The 19035-nt window shown below is 63.7% G+C and carries 14 protein-coding genes; 4 read left to right on the top strand and 10 right to left on the bottom strand.

From position 1 onward, the window contains the following. Positions 1-7: 7 nt before the first annotated feature. The 8 genes from ihfB to mtnA all read right to left on the bottom strand — a co-directional run bounded on the left by ihfB (position 8) and on the right by mtnA (position 11855). A complete protein-coding gene (gene ihfB, locus AC3WL2_RS22015) occupies positions 8-304 on the bottom strand; it encodes an integration host factor subunit beta (RefSeq protein ID WP_102684335.1) in 297 nt (98 codons plus the stop codon). Positions 305-543: 239 nt separating this feature from the next. Beyond that, a complete protein-coding gene (gene rpsA, locus AC3WL2_RS22010; protein ID WP_046856619.1) occupies positions 544-2220 on the bottom strand; it encodes a 30S ribosomal protein S1 in 1677 nt (558 codons plus the stop codon). Positions 2221-2343: 123 nt separating this feature from the next. Beyond that, positions 2344-3030, bottom strand: a complete 687-nt coding sequence (cmk, locus tag AC3WL2_RS22005) for a (d)CMP kinase (protein WP_102684336.1) — start codon at positions 3028-3030, stop codon at positions 2344-2346. Then, complete coding sequence (locus AC3WL2_RS22000; RefSeq protein ID WP_102690679.1) at positions 3027-5267, bottom strand: bifunctional prephenate dehydrogenase/3-phosphoshikimate 1-carboxyvinyltransferase; 2241 nt, start codon at positions 5265-5267, stop codon at positions 3027-3029. Before AC3WL2_RS22000 ends, cmk begins: the two co-directional genes overlap by 4 nt. 163 nt (positions 5268-5430) lie before the next feature. Continuing rightward, positions 5431-6525 (bottom strand): prephenate dehydratase, encoded by a 1095-nt coding sequence (gene pheA / locus AC3WL2_RS21995; protein WP_094010729.1) that lies wholly within the window; start codon positions 6523-6525, stop codon positions 5431-5433. Next, positions 6525-7610: a 3-phosphoserine/phosphohydroxythreonine transaminase gene (gene serC, locus AC3WL2_RS21990; protein WP_094010761.1), complete on the bottom strand. Its 1086-nt coding sequence runs from the start codon at positions 7608-7610 to the stop codon at positions 6525-6527. Before serC ends, pheA begins: the two co-directional genes overlap by 1 nt. A gap of 157 nt (positions 7611-7767) precedes the next feature. Next, positions 7768-10530, bottom strand: coding sequence for a DNA gyrase subunit A (gene gyrA / locus AC3WL2_RS21985; protein WP_102684338.1), 2763 nt, complete (start codon positions 10528-10530; stop codon positions 7768-7770). 248 nt (positions 10531-10778) lie between these two features. Continuing rightward, positions 10779-11855, bottom strand: coding sequence for an S-methyl-5-thioribose-1-phosphate isomerase (mtnA, locus tag AC3WL2_RS21980; protein WP_102684339.1), 1077 nt, complete (start codon positions 11853-11855; stop codon positions 10779-10781). A gap of 111 nt (positions 11856-11966) precedes the next feature. On the opposite strand from mtnA, the gene AC3WL2_RS21975 reads away from it, so the two are divergent. The 4 genes from AC3WL2_RS21975 to AC3WL2_RS21960 all read left to right on the top strand — a co-directional run bounded on the left by AC3WL2_RS21975 (position 11967) and on the right by AC3WL2_RS21960 (position 15585). Beyond that, positions 11967-13292, top strand: coding sequence for a TRZ/ATZ family hydrolase (locus AC3WL2_RS21975; protein WP_102684340.1), 1326 nt, complete (start codon positions 11967-11969; stop codon positions 13290-13292). A gap of 64 nt (positions 13293-13356) precedes the next feature. Beyond that, entirely contained in the window at positions 13357-14055 is a 699-nt protein-coding gene (ubiG, locus tag AC3WL2_RS21970; RefSeq protein WP_023630595.1) for a bifunctional 2-polyprenyl-6-hydroxyphenol methylase/3-demethylubiquinol 3-O-methyltransferase UbiG, read from the top strand. Positions 14056-14057: 2 nt separating this feature from the next. Beyond that, on the top strand, positions 14058-14729 hold the full coding sequence (gene mupP, locus AC3WL2_RS21965) for an N-acetylmuramic acid 6-phosphate phosphatase MupP (RefSeq protein WP_102684341.1): 672 nt from the start codon (positions 14058-14060) through the stop codon (positions 14727-14729). A 115-nt stretch (positions 14730-14844) separates the two neighbouring features. Beyond that, complete coding sequence (locus AC3WL2_RS21960; protein WP_102684342.1) at positions 14845-15585, top strand: YciK family oxidoreductase; 741 nt, start codon at positions 14845-14847, stop codon at positions 15583-15585. A gap of 89 nt (positions 15586-15674) precedes the next feature. Here the strand turns inward: AC3WL2_RS21960 and AC3WL2_RS21955 are convergent, their stop codons facing one another. Together AC3WL2_RS21955 and AC3WL2_RS21950 are read right to left on the bottom strand one after the other, a co-directional pair. Then, positions 15675-16460: an iron-containing redox enzyme family protein gene (locus tag AC3WL2_RS21955; protein ID WP_046856627.1), complete on the bottom strand. Its 786-nt coding sequence runs from the start codon at positions 16458-16460 to the stop codon at positions 15675-15677. A 38-nt stretch (positions 16461-16498) separates the two neighbouring features. Beyond that, positions 16499-18955, bottom strand: a complete 2457-nt coding sequence (locus AC3WL2_RS21950; RefSeq protein WP_102684343.1) for an EAL domain-containing protein — start codon at positions 18953-18955, stop codon at positions 16499-16501. Between the last annotated feature and the right edge of the window lie 80 nt (positions 18956-19035).

Raw genomic sequence — 19035 nt, 5'->3', positions numbered from 1 at the left:
CCTCCATTCAAGGGTGCTCATGCTCTTCTTCATTAACCCGGTCACGCAACTCCTTGCCGGGTTTGAAATGCGGCACGTACTTGCCGTCCAGGCTGACCGACTGACCGGTCTTGGGGTTGCGCCCTACACGGGGCGCGCGATAGTGCAGGGAAAAGCTGCCGAAGCCACGGATCTCGATACGATCCCCGGTCGCCAGGCACTGCGACATCTGCTCAAGCATGGTCTTGATGGCCAACTCGACGTCCTTGGACGAGAGTAGCCCCTGATGGGTGACAATACGTTCGATCAGCTCCGACTTCGTCATATTTTTCCCTTCGTTATCAAGCAGCTAGATCATTGCTTAATCAGTTTGTAGCACGCTCCGAGCGATTTGAACAGGCCGGTTCTTGACTAAACAAAAAAATTCAAGGTAAGGATTTGTTCACAGTCGTAACAAGCCGCCAGGAATCGGGCCAGGATACCGGAGGCTCCACACCTGCCGAGAAATCACAGGCACAAAAAAGGGCGACCCGAGGGTCGCCCTTTTTACCGATCAAACAGAACTCAGTTCTGCTTGGCCATAGCTTCGCGCAGCAGCGCGGCCATGGTGGTGTCGGCAGCCGCTTCCGGAGCGTTTTTCAGGCTCTGGATGGCTTCGCGCTCTTCAGCATCGTCCTTCGACTTGATGGACAGGCTGATGACGCGGGACTTGCGGTCGACGCTGATGATCTTGGCTTCGATCTCTTCGCCTTCCTTCAGCACGTTACGAGCGTCTTCAACGCGGTCACGGCTGATTTCGGAAGCCTTCAGAGTAGCTTCGATGTCGTCGGCCAGGGTCACGATAGCGCCCTTGGCGTCAACTTCCTTGACGATACCCTTGACGATAGCGCCCTTGTCGTTGACAGCAACGAAGTTGGAGAACGGATCGTCTTCCAGCTGCTTGATGCCCAGGGAGATGCGCTCGCGCTCTGGGTCAACCGACAGGATGACGGTTTCCAGCTCGTCGCCCTTCTTGAAGCGACGCACGGCTTCTTCGCCGGCTTCGTTCCAGGAGATGTCGGACAGGTGAACCAGACCATCGATGCCGCCGTCCAGGCCGATGAAGATACCGAAGTCGGTGATCGACTTGATGGTACCGGTGATCTTGTCACCCTTGTTGAACTGGCCGGAGAAGTCTTCCCATGGGTTGGACTTGCACTGCTTGATGCCCAAGGAGATACGACGACGCTCTTCGTCGATGTCCAGAACCATGACTTCCACTTCATCGCCAACCTGAACGACTTTCGACGGGTGGATGTTCTTGTTGGTCCAGTCCATTTCGGAAACGTGTACCAGGCCTTCAACGCCTTCTTCCAGCTCAGCGAAGCAGCCGTAGTCGGTCAGGTTGGTAACGCGAGCAGTCACGCGGGTGCTCTCTGGGTAACGGGCTTTGATAGCAACCCATGGGTCTTCGCCCAGTTGCTTCAGGCCCAGCGAAACGCGGTTGCGCTCACGATCGTACTTCAGGACCTTGACGTCGATCTCGTCACCAACGTTGACGATCTCGGACGGGTGCTTGATACGCTTCCAGGCCATGTCGGTGATGTGCAGCAGACCATCGACGCCGCCCAGGTCAACGAACGCACCGTAGTCGGTGAGGTTCTTGACGATACCTTTGACCTGCTGGCCTTCCTGCAGCGATTCCAGCAGAGCTTCGCGCTCGGCGCTGTTTTCGGCTTCCAGGACGCTGCGACGGGAAACGACAACGTTGTTGCGCTTCTGGTCCAGCTTGATGACCTTGAATTCCAGCTCTTTGCCTTCGAGGTGGGTGGTGTCGCGCACTGGGCGGACATCAACCAGGGAGCCCGGCAGGAACGCACGGATGCCGTTAACGTCGACAGTGAAGCCGCCTTTAACCTTACCGTTGATAACGCCCTTGACCACTTCTTCAGCAGCGAAAGCAGCTTCCAGAACAATCCAGCACTCGGCGCGCTTGGCTTTTTCACGGGACAGCTTGGTTTCGCCGAAGCCGTCTTCGACCGCGTCCAGCGCAACGTGAACTTCGTCACCGACCTTGATGGTCAGTTCGCCAGTTTCGTTGTAGAACTGCTCGAGCGGGATGACACCCTCGGACTTCAGACCAGCGTGTACGGTAACCCAGTCGCCGTCGATGTCGACAACGATACCGGTGATGATTGCACCCGGCTGAAGATTGAGGGTTTTCAGGCTTTCTTCAAAGAGTTCTGCAAAGCTTTCGCTCATTTTAATTCCTGTAGATTCGGGCGAAAAAGACGCCCATAGCCACATTCCAGACAATGTGGGTTTCGTTAAGTTAAGAAGTGCTGGCAGGACGTTGACTGGTGCCCCTGCCGGCCCTCCTCTCCATCAGGCCAGGTCGCGCAGGGCGAGCTCGCTTCTGATGCGTTGCAGCACCTGCTCGATGGACAACTCCGTGGAATCCAACTGGATTGCATCGGCCGCCGGCTTGAGCGGGGCCACTGCGCGCTGGGTGTCGCGCTCATCGCGCGCACGGATCTCATCTAGCAGACTCGACAGACTAACATCTTCGCCCTTGCCCTTCAACTGCAGGTAACGGCGACGGGCACGCTCCTCGGCACTGGCGGTAAGGAACACCTTCAACGGCGCGTCCGGGAACACCACGGTCCCCATGTCGCGACCGTCGGCGATCAGCCCAGGGGCTTCACGGAAAGCACGCTGGCGCTGCAGCAGCGCCTCGCGCACCGCCGGCAGCGAGGCAACCATCGAGGCCCCGGCACCGACTGTCTCGGTGCGAATGGCATTGCTGACATCCTCACCTTCGAGAATGATCTGCTGCAGCTTGCCCGGCTCCGCCGCGACGAACTGCACGTCCAGATGCGCGGCCAGCGCCTTGAGCAGCTCTTCGTTGGTCAGGTCGACACCGTGATTGCTGGCATTGAATGCCAACAAGCGGTAGAGGGCGCCAGAGTCGAGCAGACGCCAGCCCAGCTCACGAGCCAGCAGCCCTGCGACCGTGCCCTTGCCCGAGCCGCTAGGCCCGTCGATGGTGATGACCGGTGCTTGCGAATTCACGACTTGCCCTCTTCGGCGACGCGAATGCCGACTTCCTTGCACAGCGCCAGGAAGTTGGGGAACGACGTGGCGACGTTGGCGCAGTCATGAATGACGATCGGGGCACTGGCGCGCAGCGAAGCGATGCTGAACGCCATGGCGATGCGATGGTCGCCGTGGCCGTGCACTTCGCCGCCGCCGATCTGGCCGCCGTCGATGATGATGCCATCCGGGGTCGGCTCGCACTTCACGCCCAGGGCAACCAGGCCGTCGGCCATCACCTGGATGCGGTCCGACTCCTTGACCCGCAGCTCTTCGGCGCCACGCAGCACGGTACGCCCTTCGGCGCAGGCGGCGGCGACGAACAGCACCGGGAACTCGTCGATGGCCAGCGGCACCAGCTCTTGCGGGATGTCGATACCCTTGAGCTTGGCGCCACGCACGCGCAGGTCGGCCACCGGCTCGCCGCCGACTTCACGCTGGTTTTCCAGGGTGATGTCGCCGCCCATCAGGCGCAGGATGTCGATAACGCCGGTGCGGGTCGGGTTGATGCCGACGTGCTCCAGGACCAGATCAGAACCCTCGGCGATGGACGCCGCCACCAGGAAGAACGCCGAGGAGGAAATGTCCGCCGGCACTTCGATACGGGTGGCAGTGAGCTTGCCACCGGACTGCAGGGAGGCTACCGGACCGTTCGACTCGACCGCGTAGCCGAAGCCGCGCAGCATGCGCTCGGTGTGGTCACGGGTCGGAGCAGGCTCGGTGACAGTGGTGGTGCCTTCGGCGTACAGGCCGGCCAGCAGCAGGCACGACTTGACCTGGGCACTGGCCATCGGCAGCGTGTAGTTCAGCGCCTTGAGCTTGTGCCCACCACGGATGGTCAGCGGCGGACGACCTTCAGGGCCGGTCTCGACCACAGCACCCATTTCACGCAGCGGATTGGCCACGCGGTTCATCGGACGCTTGGACAGCGAGGCGTCGCCGGTCATGGTGGTGTCGAACGACTGCGCTGCCAGCAGGCCGGACAGCAGGCGCATCGAGGTGCCGGAGTTACCCACATACAGCGGGCCGGGCGGCGGCTTCAGGCCATGCAGGCCAACACCGTGAATGGTCACGCGACCATGGTGCGGCCCTTCGATGACCACACCCATGTCGCGGAAGGCCTGCAAGGTCGCCAGGGCGTCTTCACCCTCGAGGAAACCTTCGACTTCCGTCGTGCCCTCGGCCAGCGAGCCGAGCATGATCGAGCGATGGGAAATCGATTTGTCGCCAGGTACGCGGATCCGTCCGGACACGCGGCCACCCGGTTGGGCCAGGAAAATCAGATCGTTGGCGTTCATAGCGTCCACATAGGCCCGACGGGCAAGGATTTTACTGAAATGCTCGCGGGCAACCCGGGCGCGGGTGAACACGCCCAGCAGTTGGTGCCCGTCCCCAGCATCGACCGCGTCGCGCAAGGCGTCGAGGTCGCTGCGAAATGTATCGAGAGTGCGCAGGACCGCCTCGCGGTTGGCGAGGAAGATGTCGTGCCACATGATCGGGTCGCTGCCGGCGATTCTCGTGAAATCGCGGAAGCCTCCCGCAGCGTACCGGAAGATCTCCAGGTTTTCATTGCGCTTGGCCAGCGAGTCGACCAGGCCGAAGGCCAGCAGGTGCGGCAGGTGGCTGGTGGCGGCCAGCACTTCGTCATGGCGCTCCACCGACATGTGCTCGACATCGGCATCCAGCGCCCGCCAGAGGCGATCGACCAGGGCTAGCGCGCCCGGCTCGGTTTCCGCCAGCGGAGTGAGGATCACCTTGTGCCGGCGGAACAGCGCCGCATTGGAGGCCTCCACCCCGCTCTGCTCGGACCCGGCGATCGGGTGCCCCGGCACGAAACGCGGCAGGCGCTCGGCGAACGCCTCGCGCGCGGCACGCACCACATTGCCCTTGGCACTGCCCACGTCGGTGATCACCGCATTACCCAAGTCGAGCTGGGCCAGGCGAGCCAGGACTTTCTCCATGGCCAGGATCGGCACAGCCAACTGGATGACGTCGGCGCCGACACATGCGGCCGCAAGGTCAGCCTCGCAGCGATCGACCACGCCCAGCGCCACGGCTTGTTTGCGCGACTCGCCGTCGAGGTCGACGCCGACCACTTCGCGGCACAGGCCGCTTTCGCGCAGGCCTTTGGCAAAGGAGCCGCCGATCAGGCCGAGACCTACGACCACCAGACGGTCGACGAGCGGAGCGGGATTGTTTGTTACAGCATTAACCACGAGTGCGAACCCTGTTCAAAAACATGCCAGTCGTTGAGACCGCAGGGGGCTGCTGCGCAGCCCATCGCTGGCAAGCCAGCTCCCGCATAGGCCAGCGATACACCGCTCCCCGTGGGAGCCGGCTTGCCGGCGATGGGCCGCAAAGCGACCCCAACAAAATCGATCAGAGCACCGCTTTCGGATAAGAGCCCAACACCTTCAGCGCCACAGCCTCCTGGCTGATCTGCTCGAGTACCGCCTTGATCAGCGGATCACGGTGATGGCCGACAAAGTCGATGAAGAACACGTAGGTCCACTTGCCGCTGCGCGACGGACGGGTCTCGATGCGCGTGAGGTCGATGCCGTTTTCGTGGAACGGCACCAGCAGCTCGTGCAGAGCACCCGGCTTGTTGCTCATGGAGACGATGATCGAAGTCTTGTCGTCGCCGGTCGGCGGCACTTCCTGGTTACCGATCATCAGGAAGCGCGTGGAGTTGTCCGGGCGGTCCTCGATCTTTTCGGCCAGACGGGTCAGACCATACAGGTTGGCCGCCATATCGCCGGCGATCGCCGCCGAATTCCACTCACCCTTGACCCGCTTGGCCGCCTCGGCGTTGCTCGACACAGCCACGCGCTCGACGTTCGGGTAATGGGCGTCCAGCCACTTGCGGCACTGAGCCAGCGACTGGGCGTGGGAGTAGATACGGGTGATGCTGTCGGTCTTGGTGTTCTCGCCCACCAGCAGGTGATGGTGGATACGCAGCTCGACCTCGCCGCAGATCACCATGTCATGCTCGAGGAAGCTGTCCAGCGTGTGGCTGACGGCGCCTTCGGTGGAGTTCTCCACCGGCACCACGCCGAAATTGACCGCACCCGCCGCCACTTCGCGGAACACTTCGTCGATGGCCGCCATCGGGCGACTGACCACGGCATGGCCGAAGTGCTTCATGGCTGCGGCCTGGGTGAAGGTCCCTTCAGGGCCGAGGTAGGCCACCTTAAGCGGCTCTTCGAGCGCCAGGCAGGAGGACATGATCTCGCGGAACAACCGTGCCATCTCTTCGTTGTCCAGCGGCCCCTGATTACGCTGCATGACGCGCTTGAGCACCGCGGCCTCGCGCTCGGGACGGTAGAACACCGGCGCCTCGCCTTCTGGCAACGATGCGGTCTTGACCTTGGCCACTTCCTGGGCGCAACGGGCGCGCTCGCTGATCAGCTCGAGGATCTTCTCGTCGAGGCTGTCGATGCGCACACGCAGGGCCTTGAGCTCCTGATCGGACATCAGCCGTGCTCCTTCTCGAATTCACCCATGTACTGCACCAGCGCCTCGACAGCCTCCAGGCCCAGGGCGTTGTAGATCGAAGCGCGCATGCCTCCAACCGAACGATGGCCCTTGAGGTTGAGCAAGCCACGGGCATCGGCACCGGCCAGGAAGGCCTTGTCCAGACGTTCGTCGGCCAGGCGGAACGGCACGTTCATCCACGAGCGGGCGTTGACGCTGATCGGGTTGGTGTAGAACTCGCTGGCATCGATGAAGCCGTACAGGCGCTCTTTCTTGGCGCGGTTGCGCTGCTCCATGGCCTCGACGCCACCCTGCTCCTTGAGCCACTCGAACACCAGGCCCGAGAGGTACCAGGAATAAGTGGCCGGAGTGTTGTACATCGAGCCGTTGTCGGCCGACACCTTGTAGTCGAGCATGGTCGGGCAGCTGCTGCGGGCACGACCCAGCAGGTCTTCGCGCACGATCACCACCACCAGGCCACTCGGGCCGATGTTCTTCTGCGCGCCGGCATAGATCAGGCCGTACTGCGACACGTCGATCGGGCGCGACAGGATGTCTGAGGACATGTCGACCACCAGCGGGACGTCACCGGTTTCGGGCACCCAGTCGAACTGCAGGCCCCCAATGGTCTCGTTGGACGCATAGTGCACGTAGGCGGCGTTGCGGGTCAGCTGCCACTCGTTCTGGCCCGGGATGGCCAGGTAGTCGTAGGGCTTGGCGCTGGCAGCAACGTTGACAGTGCCGAAGCGGCGCGCTTCCTCGATGGCCTTCTTCGACCAGATACCGGTCTCGACGTAGTCGGCGGTGCCGTTTTCCGGCAGCAGGTTCAGCGGAATCTCGGCGAACTGCTGGCTGGCGCCGCCCTGCAGGAACAGCACCTTGTAGTTGGAGGGGACGGACAGCAGGTCGCGCAGGTCCTGCTCGGCCTTTTCGGCGATGGCCACATAGTCGTCACTGCGATGGCTCATCTCCATCACCGACAGACCCTTGCCGCGCCAGTCCAGCATCTCGGCCTGGGCGCGCTGCAGCACGGCATCAGGAAGCGCGGCAGGGCCTGCGCAGAAGTTAAAGGCTCGTTTGCTCACATCCACTCTCGCTCTGCCAAATAGAACAAAATCGTAATTCGCTGCGGACCAGTCAAGACTGTATCGCCAGCATCAGGGCTGCCTCGCAGCGCCAATGCCCCACCTTCATCAGTCAAACGGGGCGACCTTGGTCGCCCCGCTCGGGTTGTTGCATCGATTATTCCTGAGGCGCCTCTTCGGTGCCGGCATCGTCGTCGCCCACCGCATCGAGCGGGGCGCCCTCCTCGTCCGTCTCGATCAGCTCATCGAGCTCTTCCTCGGAGGGTTCCTGGACGCGCTCAAGCCCCACCAGCGTCTCGTCGGTGGCCAGCTTGATCAGCGTGACACCCTGGGTGTTACGGCCCAGGCTGGACACCTCGCCGACCCGGGTACGCACCAGCGTGCCCTGGTCGGAGATCAGCATGATTTCCTCGCCTTCCTGCACCTGGATAGCGCCGATCAGCAGACCGTTGCGCCCCTTGGTGCCCATGGCGATCACGCCCTGACCGCCACGGCCGCGACGCGGGAACTTGGACAGCGGGGTACGCTTGCCGAAACCACGCTCGGAAGCGGTGAGGATCTGCGCGCCAGACTCCGGAATCAGCATGGAAATGATCTGCTGACCCTTACCCAGCTTCATGCCGCGCACGCCACGGGCGGTACGGCCCATCTCGCGCACCACGCTCTCGGCGAAGCGGATCACCTTGCCGGCGTCGGAGAACATCATGACTTCCTTGGCGCCATCGGTGATGGCGGCGGCGATCAGGGTGTCACCTTCCTTGAGCTTCAGGGCAATCAGGCCGTTGGAACGCGGACGGGCGAACTGCACCAGCGGAGTCTTCTTGACGGTACCGGAAGCAGTGGCCATGAAGATGTAGGCACCGGTCGCTTCGGCGACCCACTCAGGGGTGTCGCCGTCTTCCTCGTCGATCTCCTCGGCTTCCACCAGCTCGCCTTCGATCACGCTGTCGTCGCTGTCTTCCAGTTCTTCGTCTGGGTCTGCGTGCTGCTGCAGCGCCTCCAGGTCGATCTGCAGCATGGCGGTGATGCGCTCACCCTCCTCCAGCGGCAGCAAGTTGACCAGCGGGCGGCCGCGAGCGGCGCGGGAGGCCTCGGGAATCTCGTAGGTCTTCTTCCAGTACACCTTGCCCTTGCTGGAGAACAGCAGCAGGGTGGCGTGGCTGTTGGCGACCAGCAGGTGCTCGATGTAGTCCTCGTCCTTGACGCCTGTGGCCGACTTGCCCTTGCCACCACGGCGCTGGGCCTGGTACGCGGACAGTGGCTGGGTCTTGGCGTAGCCACCGTGGGAGATGGTCACCACACGCTCTTCTTCGGGGATCATATCGCCGTAGTTGAGGTCATGGCTGGCATTGAGGATTTCGGTGCGGCGGGCATCGCCGTACTCGGCGCGGATCGCTTCAAGCTCTTCGCGGATCACTTCCATCAGGCGCTCGGCGCTGCTGAGGATGCGGATCAGCTCGCCGATCTGCTCGAGGATCTCCTGGTACTCGGCCAGCAGCTTCTCGTGCTCCAGGCCGGTCAGGCGGTGCAGGCGCAGCTCCAGGATCGCCTGGGCCTGTTCCGGCGACAGGTAGTACTTGCCTTCGCGCAGGCCGTATTGCTCCGGCAGGTCTTCCGGACGGCATGACTCGGCACCGGCACGCTCGACCATGACCTGCACCGCGCTGGACTCCCAGGCCGTGCTGATCAGCGCTTCCTTGGCTTCGGACGGCGTCGGCGAGGCCTTGATCAGAGCGATGACCGGGTCGATGTTGGACAGCGCGACCGCCTGGCCTTCAAGGATATGGCCACGCTCGCGGGCTTTGCGCAGCTCGAACACGGTGCGACGGGTGACCACCTCGCGGCGGTGACGGACGAACGCCTCGAGCAGGTCCTTCAGGTTCAGCAGACGCGGGCGACCGTCGATCAGGGCGACGATGTTGATACCGAACACACTCTGCAGCTGGGTCTGCTGATAGAGGTTGTTGAGCACCACCTCCGGCACCTCGCCGCGGCGCAGCTCGATGACGATGCGCATGCCGTCCTTGTCGGACTCGTCGCGCAGCTCGGTGATGCCTTCGATCTTCTTCTCTTTGACCAGCTCGGCGATCTTCTCGATCAGGCGCGCCTTGTTCAGCTGGTACGGCAGCTCGGTGACCACGATCTGCTGGCGGCCGCCGACCTTGTCGATGTCTTCGATCTCGGAGCGGGCACGCATATAGATGCGGCCACGGCCGGTGCGATAGGCCTCGATGATGCCCTGGCGGCCGTTGATCAGGCCCGCTGTCGGGAAGTCCGGCCCCGGGATGAACTGCATCAGCTCATCGACCGTGATGTCGGAGTTGTCGATCAGCGCCAGGCAGCCGTCGATCACTTCGCCGAGGTTGTGCGGCGGAATGTTCGTCGCCATGCCCACGGCGATACCGCTGGAGCCATTGACCAGCAGGTTGGGGATCTTGGTCGGCATGACCGCCGGGATCTGCTCGGTACCGTCGTAGTTCGGCACCCAGTCGACGGTCTCTTTGTGCAGGTCGGCCAGCAGTTCATGGGCCAGCTTGGACATGCGCACTTCGGTGTATCGCATGGCCGCGGCGTTGTCGCCGTCCACCGAACCGAAGTTGCCCTGGCCATCGACAAGCAGGTAGCGCAGCGAGAATGGCTGGGCCATGCGCACGATGGTGTCGTACACGGCGGTGTCGCCGTGCGGGTGGTACTTACCGATCACGTCACCGACCACACGGGCGGATTTCTTGTACGGTTTGTTCCAGTCGTTGCCCAGTTCGCTCATCGCATACAGAACGCGACGATGCACGGGCTTCAAGCCGTCACGCGCATCGGGCAGCGCTCGCCCGACAATAACGCTCATCGCGTAGTCGAGGTAAGACTGTCTCAGTTCGTCTTCGATATTGACCGGGAGGATTTCTTTGGCCAGTTCGCCCATGAGAAGCCTGATTCCTTTTTCTGGTGAAACTTCGCCTGATCCCTCGAAGGACGAACGAAGCTCGCCGCCGCAGCGCAATTGGGGTGCGACGACTTACGACAAATCAATGAGTTGTGCCATGGATCTGCGCAATGAAGGCCGCGCTAAAGAGTGGCCTTGGAAACTGCCGGATGGTATCACAAACGCTGCGCGCATGGGAGATATGGCAGGTTGCCGTACAGCACCATCCGCACGGATGGAAAAACGCCTCAATGGAGGCGTTTGCGGCACATCAACTGGGCGATCTTTGCGGTATCCGGGCGCTCGACAACGCCCCTCTCGGTGACGATCACGTCGATCAGGTCGGCCGGCGTGACATCGACCACCGGGTTGTAGGCTTCGACATCAGCGGTTACCTGGATGCCCGCTACCTCCAGCAGCTCTTCCTCGCCGCGGGTCTCCAGCGGGATATCCTCGCCGGTAGGCAGATTCAGATCAATGCTGGTGCTCGGCGCCACCACCATGAAGCGCAGCCCGTGGTGCATGGCCGCCACCGCCATCTGGTAGGTGCCGATCTTCGCCGCCACATCGCCATTGGCGGCAATGCAGTCGGCGCCGACCACCACCCAGGTGATGCCCTTGGTCTTCATCAGGTGCCCGGCCGCCGCGTCGGCGACCACGGTCACCGGCACTCCGTCAGCGGCCAGCTCCCAGGCGGTCAGGCGCGAACCCTGCAGCCACGGCCGCGACTCGCAGGCATAGACCTGTTCGACCATGCCCTCCAGGGTGGCGGCGCGGATTACCCCCAGGGCGGTGCCGAAGCCGCCGGTGGCCAGGGCCCCGGCGTTGCCGTGGGTGAGCAGGGCCTGCTCGCTGCCCTGGTGCCTGCGGATCTGCTCGACACCGAACTGGGCCATGGTCAGGTTGGCCTCGCGATCACTCTGGTGAATCGCCACCGCCTCGGCCTCCATCACCTTCAGCACGTCTTCATCCGGGCGCAGGCGCTGCAGGCGCTCACGCATGCGGTTGAGCGCCCAGAACAGGTTGGCCGGGGTGGGCCGCGCCTCGCCGAGTATCATGAAGTCTTCTTCCAGGCTCTCTTCCCAGCTCTCGCCTTCGGCCAAACGACGGCGCAGCGCCAGCACCAGGCCGTAGGCGGCGCAGATGCCGATCGCCGGAGCGCCACGCACGGCCATGTCGCTGATCGCCTCAGCCACCTCGGCCGCCTCGGTGCAGGCCAGCCAGCACTGCTCAAGCGGCAGCAGGCGCTGGTCGAGCAGGTGCAGCACGCCGTCGCGCCACTCGATGCCCGTCACCGTCTCCGCCGCCATCAGTTGCTCGCGCATCGCCTCTCCCCGTCGCCCTGGCATCAAAAGCCGGCGATTATAGCGAGCCTGCGTCGCGGACGCTCGGGTATACTGCGCGTTTAGCCGAACCGATCCAGGTATATATCGCGCATGCCCATCGCCACCCCCCTCCTCGACCTGCTGCTTGTGCCGGACTGGCTGGTCCCCGTCGAGCCGGCCGGTGTAGTGCTGGAGGGCCATGCGCTGGGCATCCGCGACGGCCAGATCGCCTGGCTCGGCCCACGCGAGCGGGCGCCACAAGCGCGGGAAGTGCAAACGCTGCCCGACTGCCTGCTGACGCCCGGGCTGGTCAACGCCCACGGCCACGCCGCCATGACCCTGTTCCGCGGTTTGGCCGACGACCTGCCGTTGATGACCTGGCTGCAGGAGCACATCTGGCCCGCCGAGGGTCGCTGGGTGAACGAGGCCTTCGTGGCCGACGGCACCGACTTGGCCATCGCCGAACAGCTCAAGGGCGGCATCACCTGCTTCGCCGACATGTATTTCTACCCCCGCGAGGCCTGCGACCGCGTGCACCGCAGCGGCATCCGCGCGCAGATCGCCGTGCCGCTACTGGATTTCCCCATCCCCGGCGCACGCACCCCGGACGAGGCCCTGCACCTGGCCATCGAGCTGTTCGGCGAGCTGCGCCACCACCCGCGCATTACCATTGCCCTGGGCCCGCACGCCCCCTACACGGTGAGCGACGAGAACCTGCAAAAGATCCGGGTGATCGCCGACCAGCTGGACGCACCGCTGCACATGCACATCCACGAGACCGCCAGCGAAGTCGAGCAGGCACTCAAGGACAACGGCGAGCGGCCACTGGCGCGCCTCGCGCGCCTGGGCCTGCTGGGCCCGAACCTGCAAGCGGTGCACATGACCCAGATCAGCGACGAAGACCTGGCGCTGCTGGTAGAAAGCAACACCAGCGTGGTCCACTGCCCCGAGTCCAACCTCAAGCTGGCCAGCGGGTTCTGCCCGGTGGAGCGCCTGTGGCAGGCCGGAGTGAACGTGGCCGTCGGCACCGATGGCGCCGCCAGCAACAATGACCTCGACCTGCTCGGTGAAACCCGCACCGCTGCGTTGCTGGCCAAGGCCGTGGCCGGCTCGGCCACCGCCCTTGACGCCCACCGGGCGCTGCGCATGGCCACGCTCAATGGCGCCCGGGCCCTCGGGCTGGAGCCGATCACCGGCTCGCTCGAGGTGGGCAAGGCCGCCGACCTGACAGTCTTCGACCTGTCGGGGCTGGCGCAGCAACCGGTGCACGACCCGGTCTCGCAACTGATCTACGCCACCGGTCGCGACTGCGTGAAGGATGTCTGGGTCGCCGGGCAGCAACTTGTCGAGGACCGCCGCCTGACACGGATGGACGAAGCCGCGCTGGCCGCCAACGCCCGCGCCTGGGGAACCCGCATCGGCGGGCGCAACGAATGAACGGCCGGCAGCTGCGGCTGCCGCCCCGCGACACTATTTATCGAAGATTCAGAGGACTGTTCCCATGAGCAACGTCGACCACGCCGAAATCGCCAAGTTCGAAGCCCTGGCCCACCGCTGGTGGGACCGCGAGAGCGAGTTCAAGCCACTGCACGACATCAACCCGCTGCGGGTCAACTGGATCGACGAGCGTGTCGGCCTGGCCGGCAAGAAGGTGCTGGACGTCGGCTGCGGCGGCGGCATCCTCAGCGAGGCGATGGCCCAGCGTGGCGCCACCGTCACCGGCATCGACATGGGCGAGGCACCGCTGGCGGTGGCCCAGTTGCACCAGCTGGAGTCGGGCGTTGCGGTGGAGTACCGGCAGATCACCGCCGAAGCGCTGGCCGAAGAGATGCCCGGCCAGTTCGACGTGGTCACCTGTCTGGAGATGCTCGAGCACGTACCCGACCCTTCTTCGGTGATTCGCGCCTGCTACCGCATGGTCAAGCCCGGCGGCCAGGTGTTCTTCTCGACCATCAACCGCAACCCCAAGGCCTACCTGCTGGCGATCATTGGCGCCGAATACGTGCTGAAGATGCTGCCGCGCGGCACCCACGACTTCAAGAAGTTCATCCGCCCCTCAGAGCTGGGCGCCTGGAGCCGTGCCGCAGGCCTGGAGGTCAAGGACATCATCGGCCTGACCTACAACCCGCTGACCAAGCACTACAAGCTGTGCAACGACGTCGACGTCAACTACATGATCCAGACCCTGCGCGAGGAATGAGCATGCGCCTGCGAGCAGTACTCTTCGACATGGACGGCACCCTGCTGGACACGGCGCCGGACTTCATCGCCATCTGCCAGGCGATGCTCGCCGACCGCGGCCTGCCGGCCATCGACGACGCGCGCATCCGCGAGGTGATTTCCGGCGGCGCCCGCGCCATGGTCGCCGCGACGTTCGCCATGGACCCCGAGGCCGACGGCTTCGAAGCCCTGCGCCTGGAGTTCCTCGAGCGCTACCAGCGCGATTGCGCGGTGCACAGCAAGCTGTTCGACGGCATGCCGGAGCTGCTGGCCGACATCGAGAAAGGCAACCTGCTGTGGGGCGTGGTCACCAACAAGCCGGTGCGCTTCGCCGAGCCGATCATGCAACGTCTGGGCCTGGCCGAGCGCTCGGCGCTGCTGATCTGCCCGGATCATGTGAAAAACAGCAAGCCCGACCCCGAGCCACTGATCCTGGCTTGCAAGACGCTTGACCTGGACCCGGCCAGCGTTCTGTTCGTCGGCGACGACCTGCGCGACATCGAGTCCGGCCGCGACGCCGGCACCCGCACCGCAGCGGTGCGCTATGGCTATATTCATCCAGAGGACAACCCCAACAACTGGGGCGCCGACGTGGTGGTGGACCACCCGCTGGAACTGCGCAAGGTGATCGACAGCGCGCTGTGCGGCTGCTGATTTCAAGTCGCAAGCGTCAAGCTTCAAGCCTCAAGAAAGAGCAGCTCCAACACTGATCCGCTTTCTCTTGTAGCTTGCCGCTTATAGCTTGCAGCTCATATTCAAGGACAGACCTATGTTCGACTACACCGCCCGCCCCGACCTGCTCAAGGGCCGGATCATCCTGGTCACCGGTGCCGGCCGCGGTATCGGCGCCGCCGCCGCCAAGGCCTATGCCGCCCTGGGCGCCACCGTGCTGCTGCTGGGCAAGACCGAAGCCAACCTGAACGAGGTCTACGACCAGATCGAAGCCGCGGGCCACCCGCAACCGGTGGTGATCCCGTTCAACCTGGAAACCGCCCTGCCCCACCAGTACGACGAACTGGCGGTGATGATCGAGGACCAGTTCGGCCGCCTCGACGGCCTGCTCAACAACGCCTCGATCATTGGTCCGCGCACGCCGCTGGAGCAGCTGTCGGGCGACAACTTCATGCGCGTGATGCACATCAACGTCAACGCCACCTTCATGCTGACCAGCACCTTGCTGCCGCTGCTGAAGCTGTCGGAGGATGCCTCGGTGGTGTTCACTTCCAGCAGCGTCGGGCGCAAGGGCCGCGCTTACTGGGGCGCCTACGGGGTGTCGAAATTCGCCACCGAGGGCCTGATGCAGACCCTGGCGGATGAACTGGAAGGCGTAGCGCCAGTGCGCTCCAACAGCATCAACCCGGGCGCCACGCGCACGGCGATGCGCGCCCAGGCTTACCCAAGCGAAAACCCACAGAACAACCCGCTGCCCGAGGACATCATGCCGGTGTACCTGTACCTGATGGGACCGGACAGCAAGGATGTGAACGGGCAGGCGCTGAACGCACAGTAAAACCGATAAGACTGATCGCGGGGCAAGCCCGCCCCACGCCTTGCTGCGTGGGGCGGCGGTGCGCCGATGCGACTTGCCCCGCGATGCTTTCAGCCCGCCGCCAAGGCCGGGCGCAGGCGCCCCTGCTGACGCCCTTCGAGCTGCATGCAACGCTCCAGGAACAGGAACATGCAGTCGTAGCTCTTGCAGATCGCCCGACGCAACTCGGTGCGCAGCCCCAGGGTCGGGCTCTCGCCGGCCAGGGTGCAGATGATTTCCAGCGCTTCCCACGGGTGCGCGTCATCATACTGCGCATGCATCTTCAGCCATTTCATGGCGCGCTTGCGGGTGTCTTCGGGGAAGCCCTGGGCGTAGGTATCTTCGGCGCAGACCACCGCCGACCACTCGCCGGTGGCCCCCTCGATGGCGTAGTTGGTGGCTGCCATGGCGATGGCCAGTGACTCGGTGGCGCATACCCGCCAACACCAGTCGTTCAAGCCATTGAGCTCGGGCGGCACTTCCTGGGACTGCAGCTCATGCAGGTGGATGCCATGGGCCTGGCACCAGTGCACCCAGTAGTCGGCATGATTGAGCTCGACGCGGATGTTGCGCATCAGCCAGCGGCGCGCCATGTCCTCGCCGGGATGCCGGGCGTAACGGGTCTTGGTGAGGTTGTGGGCCATGTAGAGGGAGAACTGCTCGACCACCGGCCAGCCACCGATCAGGTACTGGCGGATGGTCGACTGCTTGAGCTGGCCATCGCGCAGGCGTTGGTAGAACTCATGCTCCACCACTCGGCGCTTGCTTTCGCGGCAATCCTCTATCAGTTGTTGGGCCCACTGCGGATAACTGGCCGGATCCATCAATGGTCCGATCCTTACGAACGCGTCGATCACTGTCAGCTCCTTGATTCCCTGTGATTTCCGGGCGTTGTTCAGCGAAAGGTCCCCGGCGCCCGGTGCAGAAGGGGCCTCGCGGCAATCCGTTGGCGCTGCAGGCTGTCGCAGGTGAACACCTGCGGGCGTTCGATGAGATATCCCTGGGCGTAATCCACGCCGATCTCCTGCAAAGCCTGCTCGATCAGTGGCGTCTCGACGAACTCGGCGATGGTCCGCTTACCCATGACGTGGCCGATGTGATTGATCACTTCAACCATCGCCCGGTTGATCGGGTCATCGAGCATGTCCTTGACGAAACTTCCGTCGATCTTCAGGAAGTCTACAGGCAAATGCTTCAAATAGGCGAATGACGACATTCCGGCGCAGAAGTCGTCCAGCGAGAATTTGCAGCCCAATCCTTTCAATTCATTGATGAAGCGGATTGCGCTGCCCAGATTGGCGATGGCGCTGGTTTCGGTAATTTCAAAACAGATCAACCGTGGCGGAATGTCGAACTCGCCAAACAGGCGCTGCAGGTACTCGAGGAACTTGTCGTCGCCGATACTCGAACCCGACAGGTTGATGGCGCACATGGCCAACGGCCCCTCCCGCCCCTCGTCCAGGCACTGGCGAATCACCTGGAACACACTGCGCACCACCCAGCGATCGAGCGCGGTCATCAGGCCGTAGCGCTCGGCTGCGGGAATGAAGCTGTCGGGCAAAATGGTACGTCCACTTTCATCGTGCAGGCGCAGGAGGATTTCGATATGCCCCGGTCCTTCATGGGGATGCAGCGGGGCGATTTCCTGGGCGTAGAGGCAGAAGCGATTCTCCTCCAGCGCCACGTGCAAGCGCTGGATCCAGGCCATTTCACCGAAGCGCATGGACAGCTCGCTGTCGTCGGCGTGATAGACCTGGACGCGGTTGCGTCCTTTCTCCTTGGCCATGTAGCAGGCCATGTCCGCCGCGCGCAACGACGCCTCCAGGGTGCTGGGCACCTGGGCGATATGCACCAGGCCGATGCTGACAGTGGTGACGAAGGGCCTGCCCTTCCACACGAAATGCAGGCTCTGCACGGCCTGGCGCAATTGCTCGGCGATGCGCTCGCCCTGCTCGGGGGGGCAGTTCTCGAGCAGCACGCCGAACTCGTCACCACCCAGGCGCGCCAGGGTGTCGCCCTCGCGCAGGCCCGACTGCAGCACCGCGCAGATATGCCGCAACAGCTCGTCGCCAGCGGCATGGCCACAGGTGTCGTTGACCAGCTTGAACTGGTCCAGGTCGAGGAACATCAGCGAATGTCGCCCGGCCTGGCGCGCCAGGCCATTGAGCGCTTGCTCCAGGCGGTACTCGAACTCGCGGCGGTTGGCCAGCCCGGTCAGCGCGTCATGGGTGGCCTGCCACGACAGGTTGGCGATGTACTGGCGCTCCTGGGTCATGTCGTGCAGCACCACCACGATGCCACTGACCTGCCCTTCGGTGAGAATGGGCGAGCCCACCAGGTTGACCGACACCGTGCTGCCATCCAGGCGCTGGATCAACCGGGCGTGCTCGGCGCCGCCCTTGAGGCTGCCGCTGAGCACCTGCTCGACCAGCGTCATGCTATCGCCTTCGGCATTCTCGTCGAGCAGGCTGAACAGCGCCGCCAGCGGCAGGCCCTGGGCCTGCACCGCCTGCCAGTGAGTCAGTTGCTCGGCGGCCGGGTTCATGTAGCTGATGCAACCGTCGACATCGGCGGTGATCACCGCGTCGCCGATCGACTCCAGGGTGATCTGCGCCCGCTCCTTCTCCTCCTGCAACGCACTGGCGAACGCCTGGCGCTGTGCCAGCAGCTTGCTCGAGCGCCGCCAGGCCATGGCGATAAGGAACAGCGCGGTTGCCAGGTTGGTGAGCATCAACACCTTGAGCAGCATCCGCGAACCTTCGCCCAGGGCATCGCTGAACGCCTTGGCGGCGGGCGTCACGCCATCATTGATGGCAACGATGCGCGCCTTCCAGTTGGCTACCTGGTGGGCGTCGACCTTGTCGCCGGCAAACCCTTCGCGCATCTGCTGGGCCAGTACGTCGAGCTGGCGCAGGTAGTCGTCACCGATGTCCCAATAATCGATGGCGGTTTCCATGTAGCTGATATGGCGAAAGTTGCGGTAGAACCAGATGATCCGGGCAACGTCTTCGGGATGGTTGCCGCCCTGCAGCACGCCTTGGCGCGCCGCCTCCAGGTCTGGCTCGGGCCGATCCAGGGCCAGGCGCAGGTTGTGATCCCCCTGGGGCACCAGGATGGCCCGACGATAGCGGGCATAGGTCAGCGGATCACGATCATCGGCATAGAGGTTGAGGTAGTAGATAGCGTCCTTCTGCGCCTTGGACCACAGGCTCTCGCCCGCCACATAGGCACGCACGGCGGACAACGCATAAAGACTCAGACTGCCCAGCAGTACCTGGAAAACCACAACGGCGACGAAGGGCCAGATGATACCCAGCAGCCTTGGCGCTTCGAGAGTCCGATTTCCCTTCATGTAATCCCTGTCATGACGGCAGATAAGGCACGAATCGACCTAGACAAGCACAGCGTAGGCCATTTGCCATGAAGGAGCGA

This window comes from Pseudomonas sp. FW305-96 (genome assembly GCF_058783825.1).
This window is presented reverse-complemented; position numbering and strand designations above follow the sequence as displayed.